The organism is Acinetobacter sp. FDAARGOS_558 (assembly GCF_003937785.1).
In the GTDB taxonomy this organism is placed as follows: Bacteria; Pseudomonadota; Gammaproteobacteria; order Pseudomonadales; family Moraxellaceae; genus Acinetobacter; species Acinetobacter baumannii.
This window is the reverse complement of the sequence record NZ_RKJH01000001.1, coordinates 548,767-572,669: the sequence shown is the minus strand read 5'-3', so window position 1 is coordinate 572,669 and position 23,903 is coordinate 548,767. Positions and strand designations below refer to the sequence as shown.

The following is a 23,903-nucleotide window of genomic DNA, read 5'->3' as shown; positions in this document are numbered from 1 at the left end:
TAAGCCATTGTTCTTATAATATGGACTCATTCATCAGGGAACTAATACACATTTCAATTTATAAAAATCTAACGCGCATCTAACGACAATTTATTAAGGTTATTCAAATATCTTTCTATAAAAATAATCAACATCATCAAAAATTGCTGACTCAGCTTCGGGCTGAAGAACATTATTTTCATCCATAGGCAGTATTGGACGTGCTGGAATATCTCCCCAAGGAATAGGGCCACCTCGACGGCTTTTTCCATAACCGCCTTGCTTAACACCATAATGATGGGTAGGTGCCTTCGGGTCATTACTTCCGATTGTGACACTGTCCGGTTTTACTTGTGTCACGATACTGCGTCGGAGCTGACCTGATTGATATAATATTTTTCCCGGTTTTCTTCTTGCCATTGTTAAAGGACTTAAACCAGCCCACGAAGGTCTTCCTTCAAAATCAAAGTTATCTTCTACAATAGTTAAAAAGCTATTTGCAATTGAATGACCAAGTTCTTCAGGACGTGCTAATTTTTCAGCAACAGTCTGTAACTTCTGAACCATTGCATTATCGTTGATGAATATATTGCTCATGATTTATACTCATTTTATGGGTGGTAGTTTCCTAATAGAAAGGTTACGGTCTAACGCATATGTTATTCAGTATTATGATGTGCAAGTCATCCGCCACCCATTCATCGAATAGATTCATATTGTTTTGCTTTTAAGCCATCTTCTAAAGCCTGCGGGTTAATCTTAAAAATACTCACAATTTCCATGACCCCATCTTTTGAACGAACAGATAATTTTAAAATTTCTGAACCTTCCGTAAGTGTCGGCAATATAAATAAAACACTCTCATTTTTTACATCCCAAAGTACACGCTGCAACTTAAGCATTAATTTTGGTAACTCAAGCCATTCCTGAAGTGTAGGGGCGTTACCAGCATCAGCATGTCGTTTAGCTTTCTTACCTAGCAATAAGTGATCACTAATAACCATAATTGGACTATCAATTTTCACATCTTTGCTTTTAAGAAAATCTAAATCAGGAACCTTCAACACTCCAACAGTGCTCGTTTGATATTGTGTTCTACCAAAGCTTTGAGCATTGTTCACAAAAGCTTCATGAGCTTTCATTCGAGTTGGGGTCGTTAGAATTTGTTCCACTTGCTTGAGACCAGATGTATCGCCAAATGCTTTGGTTGCACGATCGGTAAGAACTTTATCAATTAAATGACTTGTAGCTGGTGACCCGTTAAATCCCGCAGCTGGTGCAAAAGTTAATGTTCCATCTTTTGTAGGGATTTTAAACTGAGTACGTTTTGCAAAGACTTCAGCTCCAGTGTTTCGATCAACACCAATTTTTTCGTTAATTTCGGTTGAGAAACCTTCTCCAGAGAGAATCTCTTTTTCACCGACTTCACGGGCCGATCTAGCAATCACTCGGCATTTACAACCCCACTCGGATGGGGGAAACGCCACACCCCAAAATGGATCATCAAATTTAAAGATTTTTCCATTTAATGCTACATGCTGCTTACGTGGATTAGTGATAGATACATGACGCCACTCCCAATAAGGGCGTGTTTCTGCTCCAAGTAACATAGCCTTATAACGACCAGCTGAGAAAGCACTCTGCATATTAGTTTCATAAATTGTGCGTAAGCGGCGAGGACTGCCAAGCTGAACTTCTTGTTCTTTACCTTCAGGATTAATAACTGTTTTTTGCCCCCACCAGCCTTTTTCCTGCAAGACTGGTGTTATATCAGCTTTCCATTTTTCAAAGCTCTGACCGCTTTCTAACGCGACTATAAGGGACTTTCTTATATCTTGTAAGATATCTATGCGTGCAACTTTTGCTACAGTAAATGCTCGACTGTGTGCATTGTCTAACGTTTCATGCCAGTCCCAGCCAATTTTAAATCCTTTTTTCTTTAAATAATCAATAGCATCTTGCGGAGGTAGCTTAAAAAGAGCATTGAGTTCAGGGCGTTGAGGTGTAGGCATTAATTTTGCTCCTCCTCGACACTAAGCCGACCTAGCATTTCACTAGCAAAAATTAACTTAGTAAGTTTCTCTTGTAGTGCTGGTTCATCATCCTCTGGATATAAATCTGACAGTAATAGTAAAAGCTCATCTTCATTCTGAGATTTCTGAATTTTTTGAATAAGAGGTTTTAACCATTGTTCAGAGACACTTTGACTCTGTTGAGTTTGTTCGTTCAATAAAAGTTGAAGTGCCTGATCCTCCAGTGGTATTTGAGCTTGGTTTGCAGCTAAAAATTGATTTAAAAGTTGTGGTTGATAAGTATTTGCAGCAAGATTGGGTGCTGTTTGAGCACTTTGTAAAATTGGCGTTTTGTTATCCTCAGGCTCAGGAATACCTAATTTTTCATGCGCCCATGAAACAGGTATTTTCATACCAATATTAACGAGGTTTGGTAAAGCATTACTAAAAGTTTCTAAGTCTTCTGTATCAGTAGTATCAAAATAAAATTTTGGATATCGATCGGGGGTAATATTCGGATAATTCAGACGCATTAAATAGCTAACTAAACAATCATTAATAGAACGTGCAAGTTGTAGAGAATCCGATTTAATAATAGCTTCGAATTGAATTTCATGTGTTTTGCTTTGAGCATTTGTACTTGTCTTTCCGTCGGCTTGGCTTAATAAAGTTCCACCAACAATGATTTTTGATTCAGTTTTTTCACACCAACTAACTAAGTCAAAATGGTTCTTAGTATCACCATTCGTAGCTTGTTTAAAGTCAATAGACATACCATTGGGAATAATGCCACCTGCATTTCTTCCAAGCATCATTACAGCACGGAGCAATGTGTTTTTTTCTTCAGCTGTAGCTCCCGGTGGATACTGTCCAATTTTATTTGGTAAACCATACGTTTCTAAGAACTCCATAACATCGCGGATGCCATAGTTCTTGAATAAAAAAGGCCAACTTAAAACACGGAGCAATCCGGATTTTGCTATGTAACCTGATTTCGCTTTATGACGGTGAATGAACCAACCAAAATCCCAAAAATCTAAGCCACTAATAGAACCGTCATTGATTTTAAGTTCATTTGGTTTTTCTTGCGGAGTCATAAAATTTCGAGGGAGAATATAACCAAAGGCTTTTGGAAGCCAAATATTGCCTAAACGATGCCATTCAATTTCTTGACAGCTATAGCCGTGTCCAACTGCATCTAGAGCATCTAGAAGAAACATCTCAAAATTTTCAATTTCATCAATCCATTCGCGCACTTCTTCAGCAATTTTACGTTCAGTATCATTAGCATTTTTTGGCGCACGTACCCCCCAAGACAAGCTATTTACACCCTTGATCCGTTTATCCATTTCACTAAAAATATGTCCATCACGCTCTATAATGTCGCTGAACAAATCTGCTTGTGCTTGCAAATTACCTTGCTCAGACTCAACCAAAAGACGGTGTAATTTGATAGGGGTGAGTCCGACAACAGGGTGTTCTTGCCATTCATTAGTTAGCCAAGCAATTTCAGCAGTTTGTGTAGTTTCTAACGCTGGACGAGATTCTTTAGAGTTCTTAGGATTTTTAGCCATATCAAAAATTAAGCACAATACGAGATTGTGCCTAATATGATTAACTTTCAACAAAATTTTGATTGGAAAGACTTCCTAATAGTTAGTAACTATCAGTTCCTGTTTTTCTCCCCGGCTTTGTGATTTACGCCCTACAGTGTAAGAAATTTTAGTCTCATTAATATTGAAGTCTTTATAAATTGCTCGTATGTCTGGATGATCATTAATTGAAAGCATGATTTTACCCTGACAGTTTTTCATGAGTTCAGCCAACCGTTCATATTGTTCGATTCCAAAATCCATACCATATCCAGAAAGTTGCCAATAGGGTGGATCTGCGTAGAAAAATGTATGAGGACGATCATATTTGATTAAGCACTTATCCCATGACAAATGTTCAACTGTCACACCTGATAATCGCAAATGTGCTTCACTAAGCTGTTCTTCAATTCTTAAAAGATTAATTGGTCTGGATGTTGTTGCTGTTCCAAAACTCTGGCCTGATGTCTTAGCTCCAAATGCTAATTGTTGTAAATAGTAGAAACGGGCTGCTCTTTGAATATCCGTCATCAAATCCGTGCTAGCATTCTTTAGCCATTCAAACATTTGTCGGCTAACAAGCGCCCATTTGAATTGTCGGATAAACTCTTCTAAATGGTTTTGAACAACACGATATAAATTGACGAGATCACCATTAATATCGTTAATGACTTCAACTTTTGAACCTTCTTCCCGCATAAAAAATAGTGCAGCACCACCTGCAAAAAGCTCTACATAACATTGATGTTCTGGTATTTTTTTAATAAGTTGCGACACAAGTCGACGTTTGCCGCCAAGCCACGGAACAATCGGGCTAGTTTTCATACAATCACCTAATTCAAAGCGTTAGAAATTTTGATAACCTAACGTTGCTATGTACATGGCAACGGGGCTTTGCTTTTGACAGGCTAATTGTCGAGAGGGGCTATTCTTGTTCCAGCAAGTCTAGTCACCCCGTACTATTAATTATTGTTATTTATGACTTGATAATAAAAAGGAAGAGTTTCCTAGGAGAGTAATTATGATTCAACCTAACCCAAATAAATCCATTAATAGTTTTGTTTTTGATTGTCCTGTTTGCAATGTTAAACATACTACTTTTGATGTTAAAGGCTGGGGGAATCCTGTTAAAGGTCCAAATGAAGAGCTACTATTTCAGCTATTTTCAGTATGCCGTGCTTGTAAAATGGCTACTTGTATAACTGCCACTGTAAATGAAGCGTATGTAAAATCATTTTCACTAAACTTAGGGATGCGTAGTAATGAAGAAAATCCCGTTATACCTATAATGCAAAAAATTCTTACTGAACAAGAGCGTGATCTTAGAATGTTTTTCAGTGAGTTTAGATTTATTCCAGTGATTCCTAACAAAGCTCTGGCACCTGAACATTTACCATCGGATTTAGAAAAGATTTTCAATGAGGCTTCTAAGTGTCTTGCAATTGGTTGTTTTAATGCTTCTGCAGCAATGTTTCGATTATGCCTTGATATTATTACTAAGCATATAGTAAAGGAAAATGAAAGTTTGCAACCTACAAGAGATGATAAGAAATCTATCCATAATCGTTTAACTTGGATATTTAATAATAAAATTTTAAATGCAGGGTTGGAAGAGTTATCACGCTGTATTAAAGATGATGGTAATGATGGTGCCCATGATGGGAATATAGGAAAAGAAGAAGCAGATGATTTATTTGATTTCACTTATGAACTTTTAGAGCAAGTTTATACCCAACCTGAAAGAATTCGATTAGCAACTACAAGAAGATTAGAAAGACGTAAATCGTAAGGTTTCAGAATGAAAAGAAATAGAACTTGCTTGAAAATATTGCGTTATAGAAAAGATCACCCATTTGTTTTTTATTTCTTGCTTGCTTATCTAGGTGGGATATTTATTTATATATTAATCTTTCATGTTTGGTTCGCTGATTATAGTAAGCCAATGCCATTAAATGAAGTTGGAGACTTCCTTGCTGGTGTTTTTTCTCCGCTTGCTTTTCTATTTTTATATATTGGTTATAAACAGAATAGCGAGTCAATCAGGCTTCAAAATGAAGAGTTAAAAGCAAGTACCAAAGCGTTGGAACTTCAAGTTAAAGAAATGCAAGAATCAGTTGAACAACAAAAAAACTAGTTGAAATTCAGAATAATGAGATTTTGGGAAAACATATTTCTGTTCAACCTTATTTTAATTTGTTTATAGGACCTTTTGAGACATATCCTTATAGTAATGCACTCTACGATGCAAACGGCAACTTTAAGGAGGTTGTGGCTTTTACCAAAGGAAGATTAAGTATAGACATGCAAAATAATGGAGAAGTAGCGAGACATATAAGATTAATTCACGCAGGTAAAAACCAAGTTATTTTCCGCAGAATTGAAATTATAAAAGGGCAAAAAGATGGTGTCCTTTTTGATATTGAGAATGATGAATTTGAAAAACTCAAAAATGAGGGATTTATAGAGGTACTTTATAGACTTGAGTATTCTGATATTTACGGTAAACCCTATAAAGAATCTATCAAAGCAGGTATATCAAAAAGCCACAAAGATAAATATTTTATTAATTATCAGATTATTACTGCTTAAAAACATCCCGTCTCCTTATACCAATCATAGTCATCAGGGTTCACCTCTATATCTTCTCTGGATGGAAGGGGGGTGAACTCAATAGGTGCTGATGGATGATTACTTGCAAAGTCAGCCAGCAAATGAGCAATAGCACTGTCCCCATGTCGATCTTTATTATTTGAGTTTGTTTTCCCCATTGCTGGAATGCGTGCCACACCATTGATCATTACAAATGCCCGGTGATCCTCCAAGACATCCTGATCGGCTGGCATGTTCTCAATATCACCATCTTCCAGTGATGATTTAAAGTGGGGTGTATTTTCTCGATACCATGCTTCTGTCAGCATGACAGCTTCAATTCGCTCGCCATATTTGACCTGCATTGCTTCAGCTAAATAACCACCATTACCACCAGCATCGTGTGCGCCTTTGCTAAAATTAGGTAATAACCCAACAATAAGTTTCAGAAACTCTTCTTGTTGTTTGTACGGGACTTTGAACATTTCAAATAAGAATGGAATACGTTTTCTGGTATTTTGCTGTTCAACAAGAGGCCAGAACGAACATGCATTTCGTTTACGCGCGAAATCCAGTCCATAGTAACTTTTCAGTTTCTTAGGTAATGCTTCAATCAATGGCTTTAAGTGCTCATTAAAGAACTCTTGCACCTCAGCATTTCGGGCTTCTTCACTCACATTACTAAAGTCATCCCAACCCTTGGGTGCCTCAAAACGAATGACTGGTACAGTGCTGTCTTTTTTACTTTCAAGTAGTGAATGCGGCAGCCAACGACCACCACCTTTAGAGGGGATCGCATCCAACTCCTCATCTGCTGCACTGCCATAGAAATCATAAACTTCCTGTACCCATAAGGCTTCCTCAGTCTCATTATAGGCAATGCCTTCACGCATACATACACGTTTATATAAGCCTTGATCAACAGCATCTCGGAATGTAGTTCGATGAATAGTCCCTTTACGTTTACCAGCACGGATTTCATTAATTAGTTCATTAAATGGATTATCTTCACCATCATGTGTACTAATCACTCGTACACAACCACCCCAGATCAAAAGAGCAAGAGCAGCCTTTAGAAGCTCATCTAACGATTCATGGAATGCAGCTTCATCCAGAATCACTCGTCCTTGACGTCCACGTAAATTTGATGGTCGACTTGTCAGTGCTTCAATACGAAACCCAGACTTCGGAAAGCGAATGATATATGTCTGAATGTGTTTATCTCCATCCTCCCAAATACCTTCTTCAACTTCTTCAGCAGCGAGTCCATAGGCACGTGCCCACATAGCACAGGCTTGAATGAATTCAACAGTCATATCCTTGTTATAACCAAGGTAATAACAGTTCTGACCACCTGCTGAACGGTCACTTGCACACTCTAATGCAGCGTCCGCAGCTTCAGCCCAAGTTAAACCAATACGTCGCGATTTCTCACCAATTTTCAACGGACTTTTATCTGCAATCCATTCTTGCTGGTATGGCAAGAGGACTGCAGGAATATCACTGTCAAAATCAGGTTGTAATAGTTCTATTGGGGAAGCTTCAACTGTGGTCATTTTTCTACAATACCTAAAATTTGTTTACGAATTTCAGCAGCAGTTTCAGCAGATAAACCACCTTTTTTAGCAATTTTATCGACGGCTTTTGCAGCAGCTTGAACACGCTCTTTAACTTCTGATTCCCATTTTTTCTGATTTACAGAAGCTTTGGCTATTTCTGCAATTCCTTTACCAGCCTTTGCCATAAGCATAATTCGATCTGCTGGATCTGCTTCCGGATTTTCTGATTCTTGCAATGCAATGAGTGCATTAAATAATTCAGTCTGTACAAGCGACAAAACAGCAGAGCTACGCATATCGCTATCATCTGGAGCTGCATCTGCAATCATCATTGCAGCTTGTGTGCTAGCCTGAACTGCGGCAAGTTTTTGTTCTACTTTTTGCCCGTAACGATGGACACTAGATTTACTGATGTCATAACCACGCTCTTGTAGAATCTTCGCGATTTCTTCATAACCACAAAAGCCTTGATCCATAAACCGCTTATCAAGCCATGCTTTATCATCGTTACTTAACTGATCTATTGAGGATTCACGCGCCATAATTCACCTCAGTTCCAGTATTTCTCTGGACGGGCAATACCCGCTTGGCAATCAATTGTGTACTCAACAATATCAATGCCTAAACGGTCAAGCTTTGCATGCCAATGACCATCTGGATTCTTTTTAATTTCAACCAGCTTACGCTCTTCCAAATAGTCCAATTGAACATGTAATTCTTGTGGGGTCGTATCGTGATATAAGGCGCGCATAACATCAAGCAATAAAGTATCTAATGCACCTAAAGGGCGTGCTTTATCTAAGGCATTGAGCAAATGCCAGCGCATGCCTTCACGACGAATTTTTTGCATATCAAAAGACATTATTCTAACCCCTGTTTAATTTGTACTTTTTCAAGTTTTTGTGCTACAGCATCCAGCTTTGCTTCAATAATGGTCTGACCGCGAATATAGTCATCACGGGCAATGTAGCGAAATGGCATATCAGCTTGAAACTGAAGAAATTCACGCTCAAGCTTTCGTAAGTCTTCTTGTCCCTTCAAGTGTTGGCGAGAGACTTCTTCGATTTTTTGATTTGTTGATTCAAAATTCTGCTGAATACTATTACTAATTTGATTACCTAATAGTTTAAACATTCCCCAGACTGTACTAATAACAGTCGAGAGAATGATAAATATTTGATAGGGTTCAAGTTGTATGGTCATGCATCCTCCTTAATCGTTTCGGATGCAGGTGGCAAAGGCTTCGGTTTAGTTTGATTAATAAAACGACCAATAAGTCCCAAAACAGCCAAACCTAAAGTTATTTTGGATTGTGCGTCTGTTGGTAATGTTGCAATTAATTCAGGTGGCAATGTGTCATAAAAAGTTTGAACTGCCACAATGCCAGCAAAGGCAACGTTACTAAACCATTTCCAACCTGTACGCCAATTGTGGACTAAGACTCCGAACTGCATAGTAGAACCATGAACAGTTTGTGTTTCAACTGGCTTATTTTGATTTACCAAATTATTTTGTTTTTGGGCGATTTGACGTCGAAAATTTCGCTTCCATTGACTCATGGCGTATCTCCAGCAGCATAACGGAGATTGCCAACCACTCGACGCGCCCAACCACGTCCGAAACTATTAAAGGTGGAAAGTTTGGTATAGAACTCAAGACGCTCAGCAATAAATAGAACTAAAACATCATCAAGTGACATTTTTTTAATAGCACCTAATGTTTTATCACCAACTTTACCATCATCTAAAACACCTACAGCCCGCTGTAACATACGGATTGCATTACCAATGCCATGATTAACCGCAGCATCAAAAATTTGATAGCTGATAGCACCAGTAAATTGGTCGCATTTTGCACGCTTCCAAAATGCAACACGGTAAATTTCTTTTGCCTGTGCACGAGTCATACTTTTCATGGAGTTCGTAAAGCCATTTTCTCGTGCTGTTGCAATAGTAATTCCCCAATTGGTTTCTCCGCCCGGGTCTTTCGGATTATTTACATAGCCACCTTCGTGACCAATGGTGCGCTCAAACACTTCATCAAAAGTGATTTGCATCGAATTGAACTCTAATAATTAACGTACTGTAATTATTAAATTTAGAAAGTAATGTTTTGAGTGGAACTATTTCCAAAAATAAAACCGCCCGAAGGCGGTTAGAGTAAGAACAAAGAGTAATTAGGCGAACATATCTAGCTGATTGCTTGGACCCTCAAATGAGTCATTTTTCTTATTCAACATATTATGTCGGACTTGACGAATCCAACGTGAAGTTACATTGTATTTCTTAGCTAATGACTTCTGTGCTTCAGTATTAGCCCCAATTTCTTCCAGATCCTGCTCAATCCGTTTATTCCGTAAAACACCAAGATAACGGTCAGATTTGGGTATATATACGAGATCACCATTCCAATACTGACATAATTTTTTCAAATTATTGAAACCAAGTAATTCAGCCAATTCATGGCTTTCAGTTATGGTTTTGAGGGGAGGGAATTTATAATCAGATCCACCAAACTGCTCAATTAAAATCATCGCAGTTCGGTAGTCTGTAAGTTGAATAATAACTCTAAGGTTTTCTGGTAGCTTGTGTAGATATTCGTCCTGTTTCATGGGTAACTCGCTTCTTTCTGTACTCTAATGAAGCAACTATACGCCATAGCTCATTTTCCGTACAAAATTCTAACGCTTCTTTCTGAAACATACGTTTAGCAATACCTACAGCATAATTCCAATGTAAATTACTTTCTGTTAAAAGAGCTTCTATTTTTGAAATTAAGGCTTCTTTACTTAGTTTAACCTTTGGTTTTTTACCAAATTCACGTTTTGTAAATCCAAGGGATTCAAGATGCTGCAAAACCTTAACTAACTCATCATCATTTAGGTCTTTTGCAGATCGCTTTCCGGCGATCTGCTCAAGCATGTCTCGATAAGTATCATCGTCAAGGCCAAGTTTGGTTTTACCCATGTGAATTGCAGCCAGACGTTGATTACGCGAGGGCTGTTTCACTTTCCATCTCCGTAATAAGTTTTATTGAGTCACTAACTTTAATAAGGTGATTTAATGCAGTTTTACCTGAAGAAAAATGTGTTCCTTTGTACTCAATTTTTTTATCCAAATCCGGATAAAATTCATAAGCGCGTTTCTTACCGAGCCTTTTAATAGCTTGTTTTTTCTTAGCAGGACTAATTACATAAACAAAGCGGCTTGGAAAAAATTTACTTTCAACATGCTTGTCGGGATAAACCAGCCATTCACCTTTAACAAAACTATTAACAAAAACCTCTACAGCAAGTTTTAAATCTTGAACTCGTTCGAGTTTAAGATGAACAATATAGCCATCACATTCCAATTCGACTGGATACCACTGGCTGTTTAATCTTTTAAGGATGAAGTCTTTTTCTTCTTTGGTTAGAGCCATTACAGTACCTCCAAAGCAGCTTGTAACAAGCCGCATAGGGCACAAAATGACAGTAATAGAGGTACAGCTGCTTTTACTTTCAAAATCACTTGATCAAAAGGCGGTAAAGCTAATTCTTTGCTAGCAAGCCATGCCTGTTTTGAAGTTTTACAACAACTGTAAAGCCCAATTATAAAAACAAGATAAAAGGGGATAATCATCATGATATCTCTCCCAAGCTTTCAACTACTTCTGGTGGTAAATTTTCTAAATCTTCAACTTTGATCATTGATGCTCACCATATTTTTTTGCTCCACATTCACATTGATACAGACCTTGAAGGCTAATACGCACACTACGACCATTAATTGATTGACGTTGTACGTTTTTAATGTGTTTCCATTTATGCCGATCGCCTAAAGTGCATTTTTTCATTAAGAAATTTCTCCTTTTCGCTGCTCGTCAGTACCGGATCACGACACCCGGCAGACACAGACACGAATGTCTGTGTTTCGCTTAGAAAGGCATATCTAAATCATCATCTTCATCAATATTGTTAACAGCCTCTCTAAGAGCTTTACCTGCCTTGAATGAAGGCACTTTTGACGCTGCAATTTGTATTTGTTCCCCAGTTTTAGGATTGCGACCTGTACGCGCAGCGCGTTCTTTTACAGAAAAAGTTCCGAAGCCAACCCAAGAAACACTACCTCCTTCAGCTAAAGCAGCAGTGATTGCATCTTCTACAGCTTGTAGTGCAGCTGCTGCTTGTGTTTTTGTTAATTCAGCATCAATTGCAATGTTTGCGATTAAGTCAGATTTATTCATGATTTGTTTTTCCTTCATTAGTTTCAGTGAGTAGCTGTAGCAGCTGGGTCAACAGTTTCAATTTCGTAGCCAAAGTTGTTGCGTGATTTAACACTTGCACCAATTTCAGCGATTAGTTCTGGGGTAAGTTGTTTGATAGCCTCCTTGTCGGGTTCAGTCTTAGTACGAATGCAGTGATCAAGCTGTAATTGCTTAAGCACCTGACATGTAAAAACTGGGTCTGGAATAGACACGCTTGTTGATAAACGGTAGCCAACTGAGCCATGTGTCAGTTTTTTACTTTTTACCTGTGAAAACTCTGTTTTACGGTGATCACAAAATTCCTTAAGCTGAAGCTCATGGGCTTTAACTCGTTCAAGTAGTGGTTTGAGGCGCTCTTTTGTTGCCTCTTTAATTTTGTCTACCTTCTCATTACATGCAGCTTCCTCAAGTGCGATGTCGCGGTTAAGGTCTGCCATTTGGGCAAGCGTCTGATCTACGGCTTCCCAGCTTTGAAGTTGTGGCTCTTTAAGTGATTTACGTGCCATTAAATATTTACTCCTTGTTCTTTTTCATAGGCTTGGATCATTGCCTTGTATACTTTTTTACGATTTGTACATGTCACAGGATGCACCCATTGAGCACGATGTGGGTTCATGGCAACATTGCCAGCTTTAACCATTGCGTCTGTAGGCTCACGAGGTACAAGCACATAATCACCACTCATTAATTTGTCTAAATCTTTTGCAAACTTTTGACGTTTAGTTTCGTTATTCACACTTAGCCCCTTATATGTTTCTGCTTTGCTTCATATTCGGTTTGACAACTAATACAACGGGTAACGCCACCAAGCTTTCGTCGCTGTTCAGGAATCACAGCACAACATTCTTCACACTCATGATTGCTTTGATTTTCAAAGCGCTTTGTATGGCTTAGGGTATAAGCCACATTTGCTTCAATGATTTCAGAAGCAACATCTACTAAGTCAGCCATAGCCACTCCTACGTAATTCGTTTTCTGTTTACGCCACCAATTGAACAGGTTTGACATGCTCTCCAATGGCGCATTTCTGCTGGGTTTTGTGTCGGTGCCTCTCGTTCACGATAGGCACTGCACTCACTCGGGCTGATGCTTTTTCGGAGGTAGGGACATTGCACTTGCCCAAGTACACGCATCACACATTTGATTAATTTCTCTGTACTTCCGACATATTTATCTCGTAAAGCGAGTGAAAGACTTGGGCGTGCATAACCCAGCTCATCAGCAACTTTTTTGATACTGCCCAACTCATCAATACGGGCATACACAAGCTGCTTCCACGGTTCCATTTCAGATACAGGCAGCTTCTTTGATGAAGTTGGCATACCATAGCCCCCCGGACATAATTACGATTAAGACAACTAAAGCAGCGACAAGATTTCGGTAAAATTTCTTGCTGTACACCAGCTCAAGTTCTGCTTGTTTTGTACAATCACGTTGATATACAAGTTCAGATAAAAGGCGAGCACGATCTCCTTGAACAAATTGCTCTTTTTGACCATTTAGAACAGTTGTTGATTGCATCTGTTTATTCATTTTTTTAATCCTTGCTTTAATAGAGAACCGTGCTTTAATTCCTGTTCAAAAACATGTGATCCTTGGAACATCAATTCATTTGTGTTCTGATCAACAACTTGACGGATACTACGAATAGTCGGTGGTTTTGAGCCGGTGTTCATGTCTGGTAAAAGTTGATACTTTGTTTTTTTGTCTGTTTTAGTTCCAAGCTTTGAGACATAACCCGCACACCACAACATCACCAAGTATTCTTCCGATACATGGGTGGGAACGGTTAGTTCATCATTACTTGAAAGAGCAGCAAGCTCATGGGCATTTACAGCTGCTCGTGTGATTCGCAATGTATTCCACATTGCCTTCTCTATAAGTTCAGAGTTTTTCGGTTTTACGAATGAACCATCTCTTCGGATTTCAGGAGGTGTATAGCCACTATCCCGTTCAAGTCGGTAACGAGTAGGCTTTTCTGAAATGACGCTCAAGAATCCAGCGGCTTTAAGACCGTCAATAAATGCTCGTGCAGAGTTAATCCGCATCGAGCCAGCTTCAGCCACCTCAAGAAGGGTGAACCCTTCTGAGCGCTGACGTATTTCATTCCACACACGTTGATGTGGAGGTTCGTATGTATTTACTTTTGAATTTTTGCCCATAACCATTGATTTAGAATTGGGTGTAAAAAACGCGCTGTCCATGTTCAGAAACTCCGTGGTTTAGGGCTTTCGCCAGTTACAAATCCATGAGGTAAAATGACTTTCAACTCTTGTGGTGAAACTCGGTTGATACCTTGCTCAAGGCACTGCTCATGTAGCATTTCAAGATTCGTTGAAACCCGTCGAGTAGAACCACGTACTGCTACAATGAGTTGTTCTAGAACTGGAATGTCTATTTCGATATGAGGTGCATAAACACGGCTCAATAACAAAGCGTCATTGATATCTGAAGGTAAGGCTGGCACCCAGTTCAAAACACGACCATGAAAACGCTCCCATTTCTCTAATTTTCTTGGTAAAAGTTCTTCACCAATAATTAAGAAAGTACCTTGGCTTGATTCATAAAGATCACGAACAATTTCAACTTTATTGCCTTGAATGAGGTGGTCAAACTCATCGATAATCAATGGGCGACCTGTTTTAGCAAGTTCTGCACTAGCGAGTTCCATCATGTCGCTTAAAGTTGCTTGAGGTGGAATGCTCATTTCGCGGAGTAAGGCTTGAACAAATGCTTTCTTTGTATATGTGGATTTCACTTGCACATAGAATGCATTGGTTTTAGTTGCAACAAAGTTAGCTCCAGTTGATTTACCAAACCCACTTGGGCCATAGAATGCAGAAATGCCCGGCAATAAAGGATTGCGCTGTAAAGTACGACTAACTGCTTCATAACACTGAGCAATATTGCGAATATGAGCGATACCGCTAGTAGAATTTGAAGGATTGACATTTGATGTCATTTAAATCACCATTAAAAAGTAAGTTGTTTGTTTTATGTGCTGGTACGCCAATACCATCACGCTTGACGGCGCTCTAAATGCGTTTTGAGCGTTTCGTCATCTAAGCTGCTTTGTTTAAATTTCTTAGAAACTTGGAACATTTCCCAGAATGTTCTGTCTTGTTCTGTGACCTCCTTACCATTTAAGATTTGGTTATCTATAGCTATCCAGCGTTGTACTGGAGAAAGTGAAGTTGTTTGCTCTTGCTGAGGTTCTTCAGGTAAACGAGCATCTTTGAAATAAATGATTTCTTGATCTTTCTTTTGCACTGGAAGTGCTTCCAACTCAGCCATGATTTGTTCGCGTTTATCCATGCTAAATGGAATAATCGTTTGATTTTCAACATGTTCAATAACTGCTTTTGGACTCATTTCTTCCAATACTTCTGATTGTTTTGCAGCTAAACGACGCATACGGCCATCTGCACGTGCAGCTCTAGCTTGTTCAACTTTCGAAACTGGGAAGTAGTTACGTTTATTGGCATTCCAAAATGCATAGCAAATTAGACGACCATTCTCATCACGTACTACAATTCGATTTGCGTCATGAATGTCATATCCAACAAGGACGCTTTCACCGTGATACTGTTCCAGATCTGCACTGAAATATCGGTTCCCGAAAAGATCGATTTCACCTCGACGAACCTTACGTTCTTCATAAGGACGAAACAGATCTTCTGCATCCCAATCCTCGACGCGATCAATTGGAGCGCCTTGTTCTAACGCTTCATTCCAAGCTTCTAACGGCGTTTGATAGCGTTTTTTTAAAGTGACTGGGTCAGTAATTCGCTTTAGGCCGCTATGAGGTTTGTTGTTATATTGCTCAACTACTTGAGCTACATAATCCACAAAATCTAACCAGCTAATCATTGCTTTAGTTTCGCCATAACGCTTAATTTCGTTACGTGTAAGCTTGAACACAGCATTACTGGCTTCACTATCCATATCTTTACCAATATAAGTTGGTAAATTTTTGGCAGCTTTAACCCAAATAGTTTGGTGACTGCGTTCAATTAGGCCTTTTGCCTGCGAGTTGTAAGGGAGGGCATGGCTTACTTCGGTATTAAGTCGAGCCAAGACACCTCGCCCTTGTGCTTTCAGTAAGTCATTTTTATAACCAGAACCATTGTCAACATAGAAAATTGCTGGAATTCCACATTCAGTAGCACTCATACGAATTGCATCCAAAACAGCCCAAGAACTTTCTGATAAAGCTATTGACCACCCAACAAGGCGACGTGTTGCCACATCAATAATTGATGTGAGTTCGGGTCTGAAAGGTTTCCCATGTTGCGGATGAGCAACTTCTGCATCAAAACAGTGTCCATCAGCTGTATAGATATCCGTCGGTAAAAGCGCAGTTGTATCTCGACGAATAAAGGGCTGAATATTCTTTAATTCGCGTTTACCCATCCGACCTTTTTGCACGTCAACATTTCCCATTTTCTCATTAAGAAAACGGTATGCCTGCGCATAAGTAGGGCAGGGAATGCTGGCATCCAAATATTGAGGAAGTTGTTCCAATACAACTGTCAATGTAGGCTTTTGAGGTTGGCCCCAAAGTTTAAGTAAAGCACCTGCCCATTTCGGGATAGTCATCTGTCGTTGTTTTGGAGCAAGAACGGCAATAACAGGGATATCGCGTTTTTCTGCTTCCTCTACTGCTTTAATCCAGTCAAAGACTGATCGACGGCTAACAGCCCGATGTTCACCTGCTTTAGCATTTCCTTTCGCAATAGCCTCTAAAATTTCATTTGGTAATGATCCTAAAGATGCCTTCTCAACAAACTGTTCAATGGCAGGGGTTTTCAATACGCCTTGTTTCATTTGCTGCTGAATATAGCGAACAATAAACAAACGATTTTCAGCGACTTCACGTTGCCAGTTCATCAATTCTGCTGCATTAACTTTCGTAGTATTAGAATCAACTTTCAATGAGGTGGAATGAGCCACTTCATTAACATTCTCTTGAATGCTTTTAAGAACTAATTGCTCTTTTAATTCGTTAGAAAGTTCGTATTCTTTTCGAACTCCCCCTTTTCCACGACTTGGAACTTCTCTATACTTCAGATTGTTTGTTTGAACATATTTTTCCCATCCTCGTCTTGTGGTTGGGAACCCGGATAAGTTCAAATCTAATAAATCAGCAATACTGTAATGTGTTTTCATTAAGCACATTCCTTCTTGCTGTTGCTGTAGCGTGGATATAAACGCTTGTTATCTTTAGTCCAACGTTCTGGGAAAAGTACATGCAAAGGCTTTCCTAGAAATTGAGAGATAACAAGCTCTCCACTTTTACTGGGATGGCAAAGAGCATTACGAACTGTTTGTGCAGGCAAGTTATTGTCCTTTGCTAATTGAGTTAGGGATTTACCTCTACGCTCAATTTCAGCTTTAATGCTGTATTTATCCCAATGTTCTGTGGGTTTTTGCTCGAATCCCATATGAACTCCTTAGCCTTATTAGGCGTTTTTTTTAACGGTTAGAATTGGCGTTTGCCTTTTCTAACGAAATAATAGTTCGTAAAAAGTTCGAAGTAAATAGTTCGCAATAGAAATTACGAAACTTTTTGGGAGTATTTTTTTAAGTGTCTGATATTGAAGATAATAAATTTGTTCGCTTTTCTGATTTTGATATTGCACAAGGTTCGCAATTTAAGGAATTTAATTACGAACAAGAAAAAACTCCTATACAGAAGCGTTTGTATTTTTTAATGCTTAATGGAAAGCAGCCAAGAGGCGATAAAGAATCACTTTATGGATGGTGTGCAAGAATAGGTTTATCTAAATCAACAGCTTTTGGAATTTTTTCCAAAGGTAATCAAAATATGCATCTTTCAGTTGCTCAGACTATCTCAGATGCCACAGGAGCAGACGTAGATTGGATTAAGAATGGTACTGGTGTACCTTTCCCAATTTATTCAATGGACGAGATTATTAATAAACAAATAGAAGAAGCTATAGAAGACCAGATTCTTGAGACTAGTATAAATCCTGAGTTTGATGGGCTTGATACTCAACTTTTACAACAGGCTTTTGATACCCTTGATAAGGCTTTAAAAGTTACAAAACGGAGTATGTCACCTAAGGCTAAAGCTAAGTTTGTAGCGAGCCTATATGACAATCTTTCTGAACCCGGAAATGCAAAAATTGAATTATTACAGGAATGTATAGAGACGGTTGAGCAAGCACTACTCGACACACGACGTATAATGTCGTCCTCTGCTAAATCTGAATTGATTTTAATTATCTACGATTTGTACTATGGCAACACAGCTTATAAAGAAGCGATGAAGACGACATTAGACGAGTTAATAAGGAGTACAAGCTGATATGCCAGAAACCACTACACCAAGCCTAGATGTTCAAACACTGAAAAATGCTGGGCTTAAATTACCAAAGAAAGCTTTAGATATATTTCTAAATGAATCAGAACTTCAAACTATAACTTTAGAATTAAAAATTGCTGGAAGTGAATTATTTAAACTGGAGTTTGTCCTAGATGATCTTCAATTGCCGAATAAAACAATTACTAAGACAGTAGGGGCGACTGTCGAAAGTTTATTAAATCAAATACCCGCTATTCAGCGAGTGCAAAATAAAATACAAATTTCTTAAAGTTATGTTATCGCTATAAAATGTAGTGCAAAATAACGGGTAAATTTAAACGCGGCTAAATTTACCCTTAAAAATCCTCAAAACATTGACACTATTAGCTTTCATCCCAGTTCATCCCAGAATATCCCACTTAGTCCCACATATATGAAGTGCAGAATAAATAGATAACTCACAAAAATTAACTAATAAATGGGTTTATATTATTGAATTTACTAAATTTTTAAATATTAATTATACTGTTCAAAAGAATCATGATTTACGAATGTATTTTAATTAAGGAATTGTTTAATTGTTAATCTTTTGAATTGTATGTTAATTGTTATTTTTTGTTTATTTTAATATAGTGCGTTTTCAAATAATGATAGATAAATTCTTCTGGATTAATGATGAAAAAATTACTAATTACTTCTATGGTAGCTTTAACGATAGGGTTAAATGGCTGTGCAAGCATCATTACAGGTTCTTCACAAACACTTACTTTTACAAGTGTGCCTGAGTCAGCAACTATTGAGATTAAAAATCGTAATGGGGTAAAAGTCCATACGGGGCAAACACCTGCTACCGTTAGCTTAAAAAAAGGTGCCGGTTATTTTAAACCAGAAAGTTATCAAGTATCTTTCAGTAAACCTGGTTATCAAACTAAAACGGTAGAAGTTACAGGTACTCTTAGTGGCTGGTATTTAGGTAATATTATTTTTGGTGGTTTAATTGGGCTTTTAATTGTGGATCCAGCTACTGGAGCAATGTATAAGTTGGCACCAAAAGATATAAATACAGTATTAGAAGCTCAAAATTTAGTAGGAGAAGCTAAACAAAAGCCCACGCTAACAGTGATGCTGGCTCAAGATATTCCTGAGCAAATGATGGCCCGTGCAGTACAAATTAATAAATAAAAAATAGTAATAAAAAGGGAGAATTTATATTCTCCCTTTTTAAATTATGAGTTTGTTAATAATTTTTCTTCTTGATTCTTTTTAATGATGGCATAACTTACTCCCGTTACGATACTTCCAGCCGCAATTGCTGCAAGATACAACCACGCATGATTGATTGCATTTGGAATCAGTAGTACAAATACACCGCCGTGTGGAGTCACAAGCTCACAGTGAAATAAAGCAACTAATGCACCAGTTACTGCGCCACCTAGAATACAGGATGGAATAACGCGCATTGGATCTTTTGCTGCAAATGGAATTGCACCTTCTGAAATAAAGCATAAACCAAGCACAAATGCAGCTTTACCTGCATCTTTTTCACCAGTACTAAATTTATTTCTAGCGAGGAAAGTTGCAATTGCCATCCCAATTGCAGGAACCATACCGCCTGCCATCGTGGCTGCCATTGGCATATAGGTATTGGTAGTAAGTAGTCCGACTGTAAAAGCATAAGCAGCTTTATTGATTGGTCCGCCCAAATCAATACACATCATACTTGCCAGAATAATTCCCATTAATACAGCATTTGTTGTGCCCATATTGTTGAGGAAATCTTTCATTAACTCAAAAATATGCGCTACAGGTTGACCTACCACATAGAACATAATCAGCCCAACAGATAATGTTCCTAATAATGGAATAATCAAAATGGGCTTAAGAGACTCTAAACTAGTTGGGAGCTTAACTTTTTTAGCTATAAATAACGCGATATAACCTGCAAGGAAACCAGAAACAATACCGCCTAAAAAACCTGCTTGTAACTGTGCTGCCAATAATCCCCCGATTAAACCTGGTGCAAGACCAGGGCGATCTGCAATGGAATATGCAATATAACCCGACAGCATGGGTACCATGAGGGTAAATGCTGCTGCGCCAATCTGTTTTAATATGGCTGGCAGACTACCAGCTTGTTCTGCTGCATTTAGGCCAAAACATAAAGAAAGTGCAATTAGCAAGCCACCCGCAACAACCATAGGCAGCATATAAGAAACACCAGTTAATAAGTGTTTATATACACCAACTTTTTCAGTTTTATCCTTATTTTCCGTTGTTGCTTGCTGTTTACCTTGTTCTAAAACCTGAGCATTAGCAATTGCCTCAGCAAAAGCCTTGTCGGTTTGTTTTAAAGCAAAACCAGTGCTACATCTATAGACACGTTTACCTATAAAGCGGTCGGTGTTGACCTCAATGTCAGTAGCAAGAATAACAATATCGGCATCAGCAATCGCTTGAGGTGATAAAATATTCTTCGCACCTACAGAACCTTGAGTTTCTACATCGATTTGATACCCAAGTCTTTCTGCACCTTGTTGTAACGCTTCAGCTGCCATAAATGTATGGGCAACTCCAGTTGGGCAAGCAGTAATGGCAACAAAATGAGTTGCGGTATTTGAAGCTTGCTTAGGTTTTTGTTCCCACTCATTTGCTGGTTTTGAGTGTTCAAGTGCCGTTAAAAGTGCTTTGTCTGCATCATCTTTAATATCTTCAATAGAAACTAAAGATAAAGCGTTTTGACCAAAAATATTTAGATTTTTAGGTTGCTGTCCAATAATAATGACATGATCAAAATGATCGCTTGATTCAAACTCATCGAGTGAAATGACACTATGTTTATAGCCGTGTTGGGTTGCGACTAAAGCAAGTTTACGAGCCAAGATTAAAGTATTGACTTGCTGTTGCGGATCATTAGTGACAAATAATAAATGTTTAGCAGTTTGCATCAGATTCACTCAATGAATTGATAATAGTTTGTGCTTTTAATTGGTTTAGAACCTCAGAAGTAGGGATTCGAAAACCAATTTGTGTTACAGCATGGCTTGCAATGGCTGTCGCAGTTTTTAAGGTCTCTTCAGGAGGCAGTTGGTTAACAAGCCCATGGATCATGCCGGCTAAGAGTGAATCACCAGCGCCTACTGTACTTTTTACGATAACTTTTGGTGCTTGAGCATGTAAGGGGTGAGTGGCGTGTAACCAATTTACGCCATCTTCACCCATTGAGATAACCACATGCTCAATATTGGTTAAGCTATCAAAAAGTTTTCTTTGTTCAGCATAGCTTGTTGCAGGACGTTGATAACTTTCAACCAACTCATCGGTATTCGGTTTGATCATCCAAGGTTGACACTCAATTGCAGCAACCAATGCTTTACCACTAGTATCTAGGGCAACTTTTTTATTATTTTTTTTGATCAGTTGAATAAGTTGTTGTAACTCATCAATACTAAAACCTTGCGGGAGGCTACCAGCTATTGCAACGACCTCGACTTGTGGTAACAGAGCTTCAATCTTATTAAATAGGCTTTGTTTGTTTGTTTCAGAAACAAAGAAACCTTTGCCGTTTAAATCGGTCATCCGCCCAGAATGCTCAGCAATTTTTATATTTTGACGGGTTTCACCATCAATATAAATAAACTCGGGTTGAAATTGAGCTTGTGCAAAATGTGTATCGAAAATTTGTCGATTATGCTCACCTAAAAAGCCGGTTACGATTACATCGTGACCTAAGTCTTTTAATACTTGAGCAACATTAAGGCCTTTGCCAGCCGCATGAATTTCTACCGACTCTTGTCGGTTCACTTCTCCTACTAATAACTCATTCAGTTGAATGGTTACATCAATTGCAGGGTTTAAAGTAATTGTTAAAATTTTAGCCATTACTATTCCCAATCTTATAAGTCTTGTTCAGATAGCTGGCGCACAGCAGGGGCGCTATCGCATAGTAAAGCTTGTTGCGCAAGCTTTTGAGCATGGCTATAGCTTAGTGTACGGATTTGAGCTTTTACCAAAGGAATGCTATTTGGGGACATACTCAGTTCATCTACACCTAATCCCATGAGAATAGGTACAGCTTTAGGGTCTGCTGCAAGCTCACCACAGATTCCTACCCATTTACCATGTTTGTGAGCAGCTTTCACTGTTTGATCAATCAAATTAAGAATACTTGGATGTAATCCGTCTGCTTCGGCTGAGAGTATTGGGTGGCCTCGGTCAATTGCTAAAGTATATTGGGTCAGGTCATTTGTACCGATACTGAAAAAGTCGACTTCTTGTGCAAGAACCGGTGCAAGTAAAGCAGCAGACGGAACCTCAATCATAATGCCAACTTGTAAATTGTCACATGGATGTTGGGCTCTTACTTCGTCAAGAATTGCCTTGGCAGCACGCCATTCTTCAACACGTCCAATCATAGGGAACATAATTCGTAACGGACGATTATCAGATGCTTTTAGTAGAGCGGTTAATTGTTGTTTTAAAAGTTCAGGGCGTCTTAAAGTTAAACGGATTCCTCTTAAACCTAAGAATGGGTTTTCTTCTTCAGCAATTGGTAAGTAAGGTAAAGGTTTATCACCACCTACGTCTAATGTACGTACCACAAGCGGGCGACCTGCAAGTGCATCTAATACAACTCGGTAATCAGCTTCTTGAACAGCCTCGTTAGGTGCACTGCTATGAGACATAAAAACAAGTTCGGTTCTAAGTAGGCCAATTGCTTCAGCACCACATTCTACTGCTTGTGCTGTCGCTTGAACTTTACCCAAATTGGCTGCAATTTCGATTTGGTGTTGATCTAAGGTAATTGCTGGCTCGTGGCTATGACGTTCAGCTTCTTCACGAATTTGACGCTGTTGCTCACGCTCTTGCTTGGCTTGTTCGATTTGTGCAGCATCTGGATCTAAAACAAAAGTTCCCGTATCACCATTAATAAGTAAAGTGCTTTTCGGATCAATTTCTAGGACTTGTTCACCAGCACCAACAATAGCTGGAATGCCTAAAGCACGTGCGACAATTGCACTATGCGCACTTGCACCGCCTATAGCAGTTAGAATACCTGCGACACGGTCTTTGTTTAGACGAGCGACATCACTTGGCCCCACGTCATGCATGATTAGAATATAAGGCTCTTTAGGCTCTTCAATAACCACTTCACCACATAATTGGGTTAAAACTCTGTCGCCAATGTCGCGTAGGTCTGTTGCGCGTTCAGCGAGTAAACGATCTGGTAGAGCTTCCTGTGCTTTAGCTGCAGCTTCAATATGTTCATGCCATGCAGCTGGTGCTGATAAATTTTGATAAATTTTTTGATAGACACCATTAATTAAATCAGGATCATCAAGCATTTCTAGGTGAGCTCGAAAGATTTGTTTAATTTCAGAAGCATCGGCTTTGGCTATGACTTGGTGAATATTGTTTTTTACTGCATGTAGGGCAATATCTAAATTTTCTTTCTCGACTTTTACGCCTGAACCCATACGTTCATATTGATAAACCTTTGGTTTAATCACATGGACAGGTCCAAAAGCTAAGCCACTTGATGCTGCAATTCCCGTATTGTTACCCAATGTCGTAGCATTTGATATTGCCGTTTGGGCAGGGA

Annotated in this window: 33 protein-coding genes, 1 other RNA gene and 1 pseudogene; 6 read left to right on the top strand and 29 right to left on the bottom strand. The window is 38.7% G+C overall.

Translation table 11 applies throughout. From position 1 onward, the window contains the following. Window positions 1-99: 99 nt before the first annotated feature. The 4 genes from EGT34_RS02740 to EGT34_RS02725 form a co-directional block, all read right to left on the bottom strand. Window positions 100-576: a phage virion morphogenesis protein gene (locus tag EGT34_RS02740; RefSeq protein WP_024437138.1), complete on the bottom strand. Its 477-nt coding sequence runs from the start codon at window positions 574-576 to the stop codon at window positions 100-102. Window positions 577-677: 101 nt separating this feature from the next. Beyond that, window positions 678-1,991: a phage minor head protein gene (locus EGT34_RS02735; RefSeq protein ID WP_024437139.1), complete on the bottom strand. Its 1,314-nt coding sequence runs from the start codon at window positions 1,989-1,991 to the stop codon at window positions 678-680. Beyond that, window positions 1,991-3,565 carry a DUF935 domain-containing protein gene (locus EGT34_RS02730; protein WP_024437140.1) on the bottom strand — a complete coding sequence of 525 codons (1,575 nt, stop codon included), beginning with the start codon at window positions 3,563-3,565 and terminating at the stop codon, window positions 1,991-1,993. Before EGT34_RS02730 ends, EGT34_RS02735 begins: the two co-directional genes overlap by 1 nt. Before the next feature lie 75 nt (window positions 3,566-3,640). Further along, complete coding sequence (locus tag EGT34_RS02725) at window positions 3,641-4,408, bottom strand: DNA adenine methylase (protein ID WP_024437141.1); 768 nt, start codon at window positions 4,406-4,408, stop codon at window positions 3,641-3,643. Window positions 4,409-4,604: 196 nt separating this feature from the next. On the opposite strand from EGT34_RS02725, the gene EGT34_RS02720 reads away from it, so the two are divergent. Genes EGT34_RS02720 through EGT34_RS02710 form a run of 3 tightly spaced genes read left to right on the top strand, consistent with a single transcriptional unit; the run spans window position 4,605 to window position 6,172 of the window. Next, window positions 4,605-5,372 (top strand): DUF4145 domain-containing protein, encoded by a 768-nt coding sequence (locus tag EGT34_RS02720; RefSeq protein ID WP_171519081.1) that lies wholly within the window; start codon window positions 4,605-4,607, stop codon window positions 5,370-5,372. A 9-nt stretch (window positions 5,373-5,381) separates the two neighbouring features. Beyond that, window positions 5,382-5,717 (top strand): hypothetical protein, encoded by a 336-nt coding sequence (locus tag EGT34_RS02715; RefSeq protein ID WP_050575752.1) that lies wholly within the window; start codon window positions 5,382-5,384, stop codon window positions 5,715-5,717. A gap of 23 nt (window positions 5,718-5,740) precedes the next feature. Then, window positions 5,741-6,172, top strand: a complete 432-nt coding sequence (locus tag EGT34_RS02710) for a hypothetical protein (RefSeq protein ID WP_049867416.1) — start codon at window positions 5,741-5,743, stop codon at window positions 6,170-6,172. On the opposite strand, the gene EGT34_RS02705 is transcribed toward EGT34_RS02710, so the two are convergent. The 22 genes from EGT34_RS02705 to EGT34_RS02605 form a co-directional block, all read right to left on the bottom strand. Further along, window positions 6,169-7,728, bottom strand: coding sequence for a hypothetical protein (locus EGT34_RS02705; protein WP_024437143.1), 1,560 nt, complete (start codon window positions 7,726-7,728; stop codon window positions 6,169-6,171). The two genes, EGT34_RS02710 and EGT34_RS02705, sit on opposite strands and share 4 nt — an antisense overlap. Then, entirely contained in the window at window positions 7,725-8,273 is a 549-nt protein-coding gene (locus EGT34_RS02700) for a DUF3486 family protein (RefSeq protein ID WP_024437144.1), read from the bottom strand. The genes EGT34_RS02705 and EGT34_RS02700 overlap by 4 nt, the downstream gene beginning before the upstream one ends. Window positions 8,274-8,281: 8 nt before the next feature. Further along, window positions 8,282-8,593 carry a hypothetical protein gene (locus EGT34_RS02695; protein WP_024437145.1) on the bottom strand — a complete coding sequence of 104 codons (312 nt, stop codon included), beginning with the start codon at window positions 8,591-8,593 and terminating at the stop codon, window positions 8,282-8,284. Beyond that, window positions 8,593-8,934, bottom strand: a complete 342-nt coding sequence (locus EGT34_RS02690; RefSeq protein WP_024437146.1) for a hypothetical protein — start codon at window positions 8,932-8,934, stop codon at window positions 8,593-8,595. Before EGT34_RS02690 ends, EGT34_RS02695 begins: the two co-directional genes overlap by 1 nt. After that, complete coding sequence (locus tag EGT34_RS02685) at window positions 8,931-9,290, bottom strand: hypothetical protein (RefSeq protein WP_024437147.1); 360 nt, start codon at window positions 9,288-9,290, stop codon at window positions 8,931-8,933. The genes EGT34_RS02690 and EGT34_RS02685 overlap by 4 nt, the downstream gene beginning before the upstream one ends. Continuing rightward, window positions 9,287-9,787: a glycoside hydrolase family 108 protein gene (locus EGT34_RS02680; protein WP_024437148.1), complete on the bottom strand. Its 501-nt coding sequence runs from the start codon at window positions 9,785-9,787 to the stop codon at window positions 9,287-9,289. The genes EGT34_RS02685 and EGT34_RS02680 overlap by 4 nt, the downstream gene beginning before the upstream one ends. A 120-nt stretch (window positions 9,788-9,907) precedes the next feature. Continuing rightward, window positions 9,908-10,342: a Mor transcription activator family protein gene (locus tag EGT34_RS02675; protein ID WP_024437149.1), complete on the bottom strand. Its 435-nt coding sequence runs from the start codon at window positions 10,340-10,342 to the stop codon at window positions 9,908-9,910. Next, window positions 10,299-10,739, bottom strand: coding sequence for a gp16 family protein (locus EGT34_RS02670; protein WP_024437150.1), 441 nt, complete (start codon window positions 10,737-10,739; stop codon window positions 10,299-10,301). The genes EGT34_RS02675 and EGT34_RS02670 overlap by 44 nt, the downstream gene beginning before the upstream one ends. Then, on the bottom strand, window positions 10,720-11,151 hold the full coding sequence (locus EGT34_RS02665; RefSeq protein ID WP_024437151.1) for a hypothetical protein: 432 nt from the start codon (window positions 11,149-11,151) through the stop codon (window positions 10,720-10,722). Before EGT34_RS02665 ends, EGT34_RS02670 begins: the two co-directional genes overlap by 20 nt. After that, window positions 11,151-11,354, bottom strand: a complete 204-nt coding sequence (locus tag EGT34_RS02660; protein WP_024437152.1) for a hypothetical protein — start codon at window positions 11,352-11,354, stop codon at window positions 11,151-11,153. The genes EGT34_RS02665 and EGT34_RS02660 overlap by 1 nt, the downstream gene beginning before the upstream one ends. A 61-nt stretch (window positions 11,355-11,415) precedes the next feature. Further along, window positions 11,416-11,565 carry a hypothetical protein gene (locus EGT34_RS20950; RefSeq protein WP_162830741.1) on the bottom strand — a complete coding sequence of 50 codons (150 nt, stop codon included), beginning with the start codon at window positions 11,563-11,565 and terminating at the stop codon, window positions 11,416-11,418. 14 nt (window positions 11,566-11,579) lie between these two features. Next, an RNA gene (locus tag EGT34_RS02655) (hammerhead ribozyme type II) lies at window positions 11,580-11,648 on the bottom strand. Further along, window positions 11,647-11,955, bottom strand: coding sequence for an HU family DNA-binding protein (locus EGT34_RS02650; RefSeq protein ID WP_024437153.1), 309 nt, complete (start codon window positions 11,953-11,955; stop codon window positions 11,647-11,649). Before EGT34_RS02650 ends, EGT34_RS02655 begins: the two co-directional genes overlap by 2 nt. A gap of 23 nt (window positions 11,956-11,978) precedes the next feature. Next, entirely contained in the window at window positions 11,979-12,482 is a 504-nt protein-coding gene (locus EGT34_RS02645; RefSeq protein ID WP_024437154.1) for a host-nuclease inhibitor Gam family protein, read from the bottom strand. Further along, on the bottom strand, window positions 12,482-12,712 hold the full coding sequence (locus EGT34_RS02640) for a hypothetical protein (RefSeq protein WP_024437155.1): 231 nt from the start codon (window positions 12,710-12,712) through the stop codon (window positions 12,482-12,484). The genes EGT34_RS02645 and EGT34_RS02640 overlap by 1 nt, the downstream gene beginning before the upstream one ends. A gap of 2 nt (window positions 12,713-12,714) precedes the next feature. Beyond that, window positions 12,715-12,927 carry a TraR/DksA C4-type zinc finger protein gene (locus EGT34_RS02635; protein WP_024437156.1) on the bottom strand — a complete coding sequence of 71 codons (213 nt, stop codon included), beginning with the start codon at window positions 12,925-12,927 and terminating at the stop codon, window positions 12,715-12,717. 8 nt (window positions 12,928-12,935) lie between these two features. After that, the gene (locus EGT34_RS02630; protein WP_049867412.1) at window positions 12,936-13,298 is read right to left on the bottom strand and encodes a LysR family transcriptional regulator; all 363 of its coding nucleotides are present in this window, start codon (window positions 13,296-13,298) and stop codon (window positions 12,936-12,938) included. After that, on the bottom strand, window positions 13,264-13,509 hold the full coding sequence (locus tag EGT34_RS02625) for a hypothetical protein (RefSeq protein WP_024437158.1): 246 nt from the start codon (window positions 13,507-13,509) through the stop codon (window positions 13,264-13,266). Before EGT34_RS02625 ends, EGT34_RS02630 begins: the two co-directional genes overlap by 35 nt. Beyond that, entirely contained in the window at window positions 13,506-14,180 is a 675-nt protein-coding gene (locus tag EGT34_RS02620) for a hypothetical protein (RefSeq protein WP_024437159.1), read from the bottom strand. The genes EGT34_RS02625 and EGT34_RS02620 overlap by 4 nt, the downstream gene beginning before the upstream one ends. A 2-nt stretch (window positions 14,181-14,182) precedes the next feature. Continuing rightward, window positions 14,183-14,938, bottom strand: a complete 756-nt coding sequence (locus tag EGT34_RS02615; RefSeq protein WP_024437160.1) for an AAA family ATPase — start codon at window positions 14,936-14,938, stop codon at window positions 14,183-14,185. A gap of 56 nt (window positions 14,939-14,994) precedes the next feature. Continuing rightward, on the bottom strand, window positions 14,995-17,145 hold the full coding sequence (locus EGT34_RS02610; RefSeq protein ID WP_024437161.1) for a Mu transposase C-terminal domain-containing protein: 2,151 nt from the start codon (window positions 17,143-17,145) through the stop codon (window positions 14,995-14,997). Next, window positions 17,145-17,420, bottom strand: coding sequence for a helix-turn-helix domain-containing protein (locus EGT34_RS02605; RefSeq protein ID WP_024437162.1), 276 nt, complete (start codon window positions 17,418-17,420; stop codon window positions 17,145-17,147). The genes EGT34_RS02610 and EGT34_RS02605 overlap by 1 nt, the downstream gene beginning before the upstream one ends. A 143-nt stretch (window positions 17,421-17,563) precedes the next feature. On the opposite strand from EGT34_RS02605, the gene EGT34_RS02600 reads away from it, so the two are divergent. The 3 genes from EGT34_RS02600 (at window position 17,564) to EGT34_RS02590 (ending at window position 19,486) form a co-directional block, all read left to right on the top strand. After that, window positions 17,564-18,307 (top strand): hypothetical protein, encoded by a 744-nt coding sequence (locus EGT34_RS02600; RefSeq protein ID WP_024437163.1) that lies wholly within the window; start codon window positions 17,564-17,566, stop codon window positions 18,305-18,307. Between the two features lies 1 nt (window position 18,308). Further along, window positions 18,309-18,593 carry a hypothetical protein gene (locus tag EGT34_RS02595; RefSeq protein ID WP_024437164.1) on the top strand — a complete coding sequence of 95 codons (285 nt, stop codon included), beginning with the start codon at window positions 18,309-18,311 and terminating at the stop codon, window positions 18,591-18,593. A gap of 386 nt (window positions 18,594-18,979) precedes the next feature. Further along, on the top strand, window positions 18,980-19,486 hold the full coding sequence (locus EGT34_RS02590; RefSeq protein ID WP_000734807.1) for a PEGA domain-containing protein: 507 nt from the start codon (window positions 18,980-18,982) through the stop codon (window positions 19,484-19,486). A gap of 44 nt (window positions 19,487-19,530) precedes the next feature. Here EGT34_RS02590 and EGT34_RS02585 read toward each other — a convergent pair whose 3' ends face one another. From EGT34_RS02585 to ptsP, 3 genes and pseudogenes are all read right to left on the bottom strand, one after another. Continuing rightward, window positions 19,531-21,249, bottom strand: a complete 1,719-nt coding sequence (locus EGT34_RS02585) for a fructose-specific PTS transporter subunit EIIC (protein WP_001192459.1) — start codon at window positions 21,247-21,249, stop codon at window positions 19,531-19,533. Continuing rightward, the gene (pfkB, locus tag EGT34_RS02580; RefSeq protein WP_001062807.1) at window positions 21,236-22,183 is read right to left on the bottom strand and encodes a 1-phosphofructokinase; all 948 of its coding nucleotides are present in this window, start codon (window positions 22,181-22,183) and stop codon (window positions 21,236-21,238) included. Before pfkB ends, EGT34_RS02585 begins: the two co-directional genes overlap by 14 nt. 14 nt (window positions 22,184-22,197) lie before the next feature. Further along, a pseudogene (gene ptsP, locus EGT34_RS21520) lies at window positions 22,198-23,871 on the bottom strand (phosphoenolpyruvate--protein phosphotransferase); the annotation flags it as partial. Window positions 23,872-23,903: the final 32 nt, after the last annotated feature.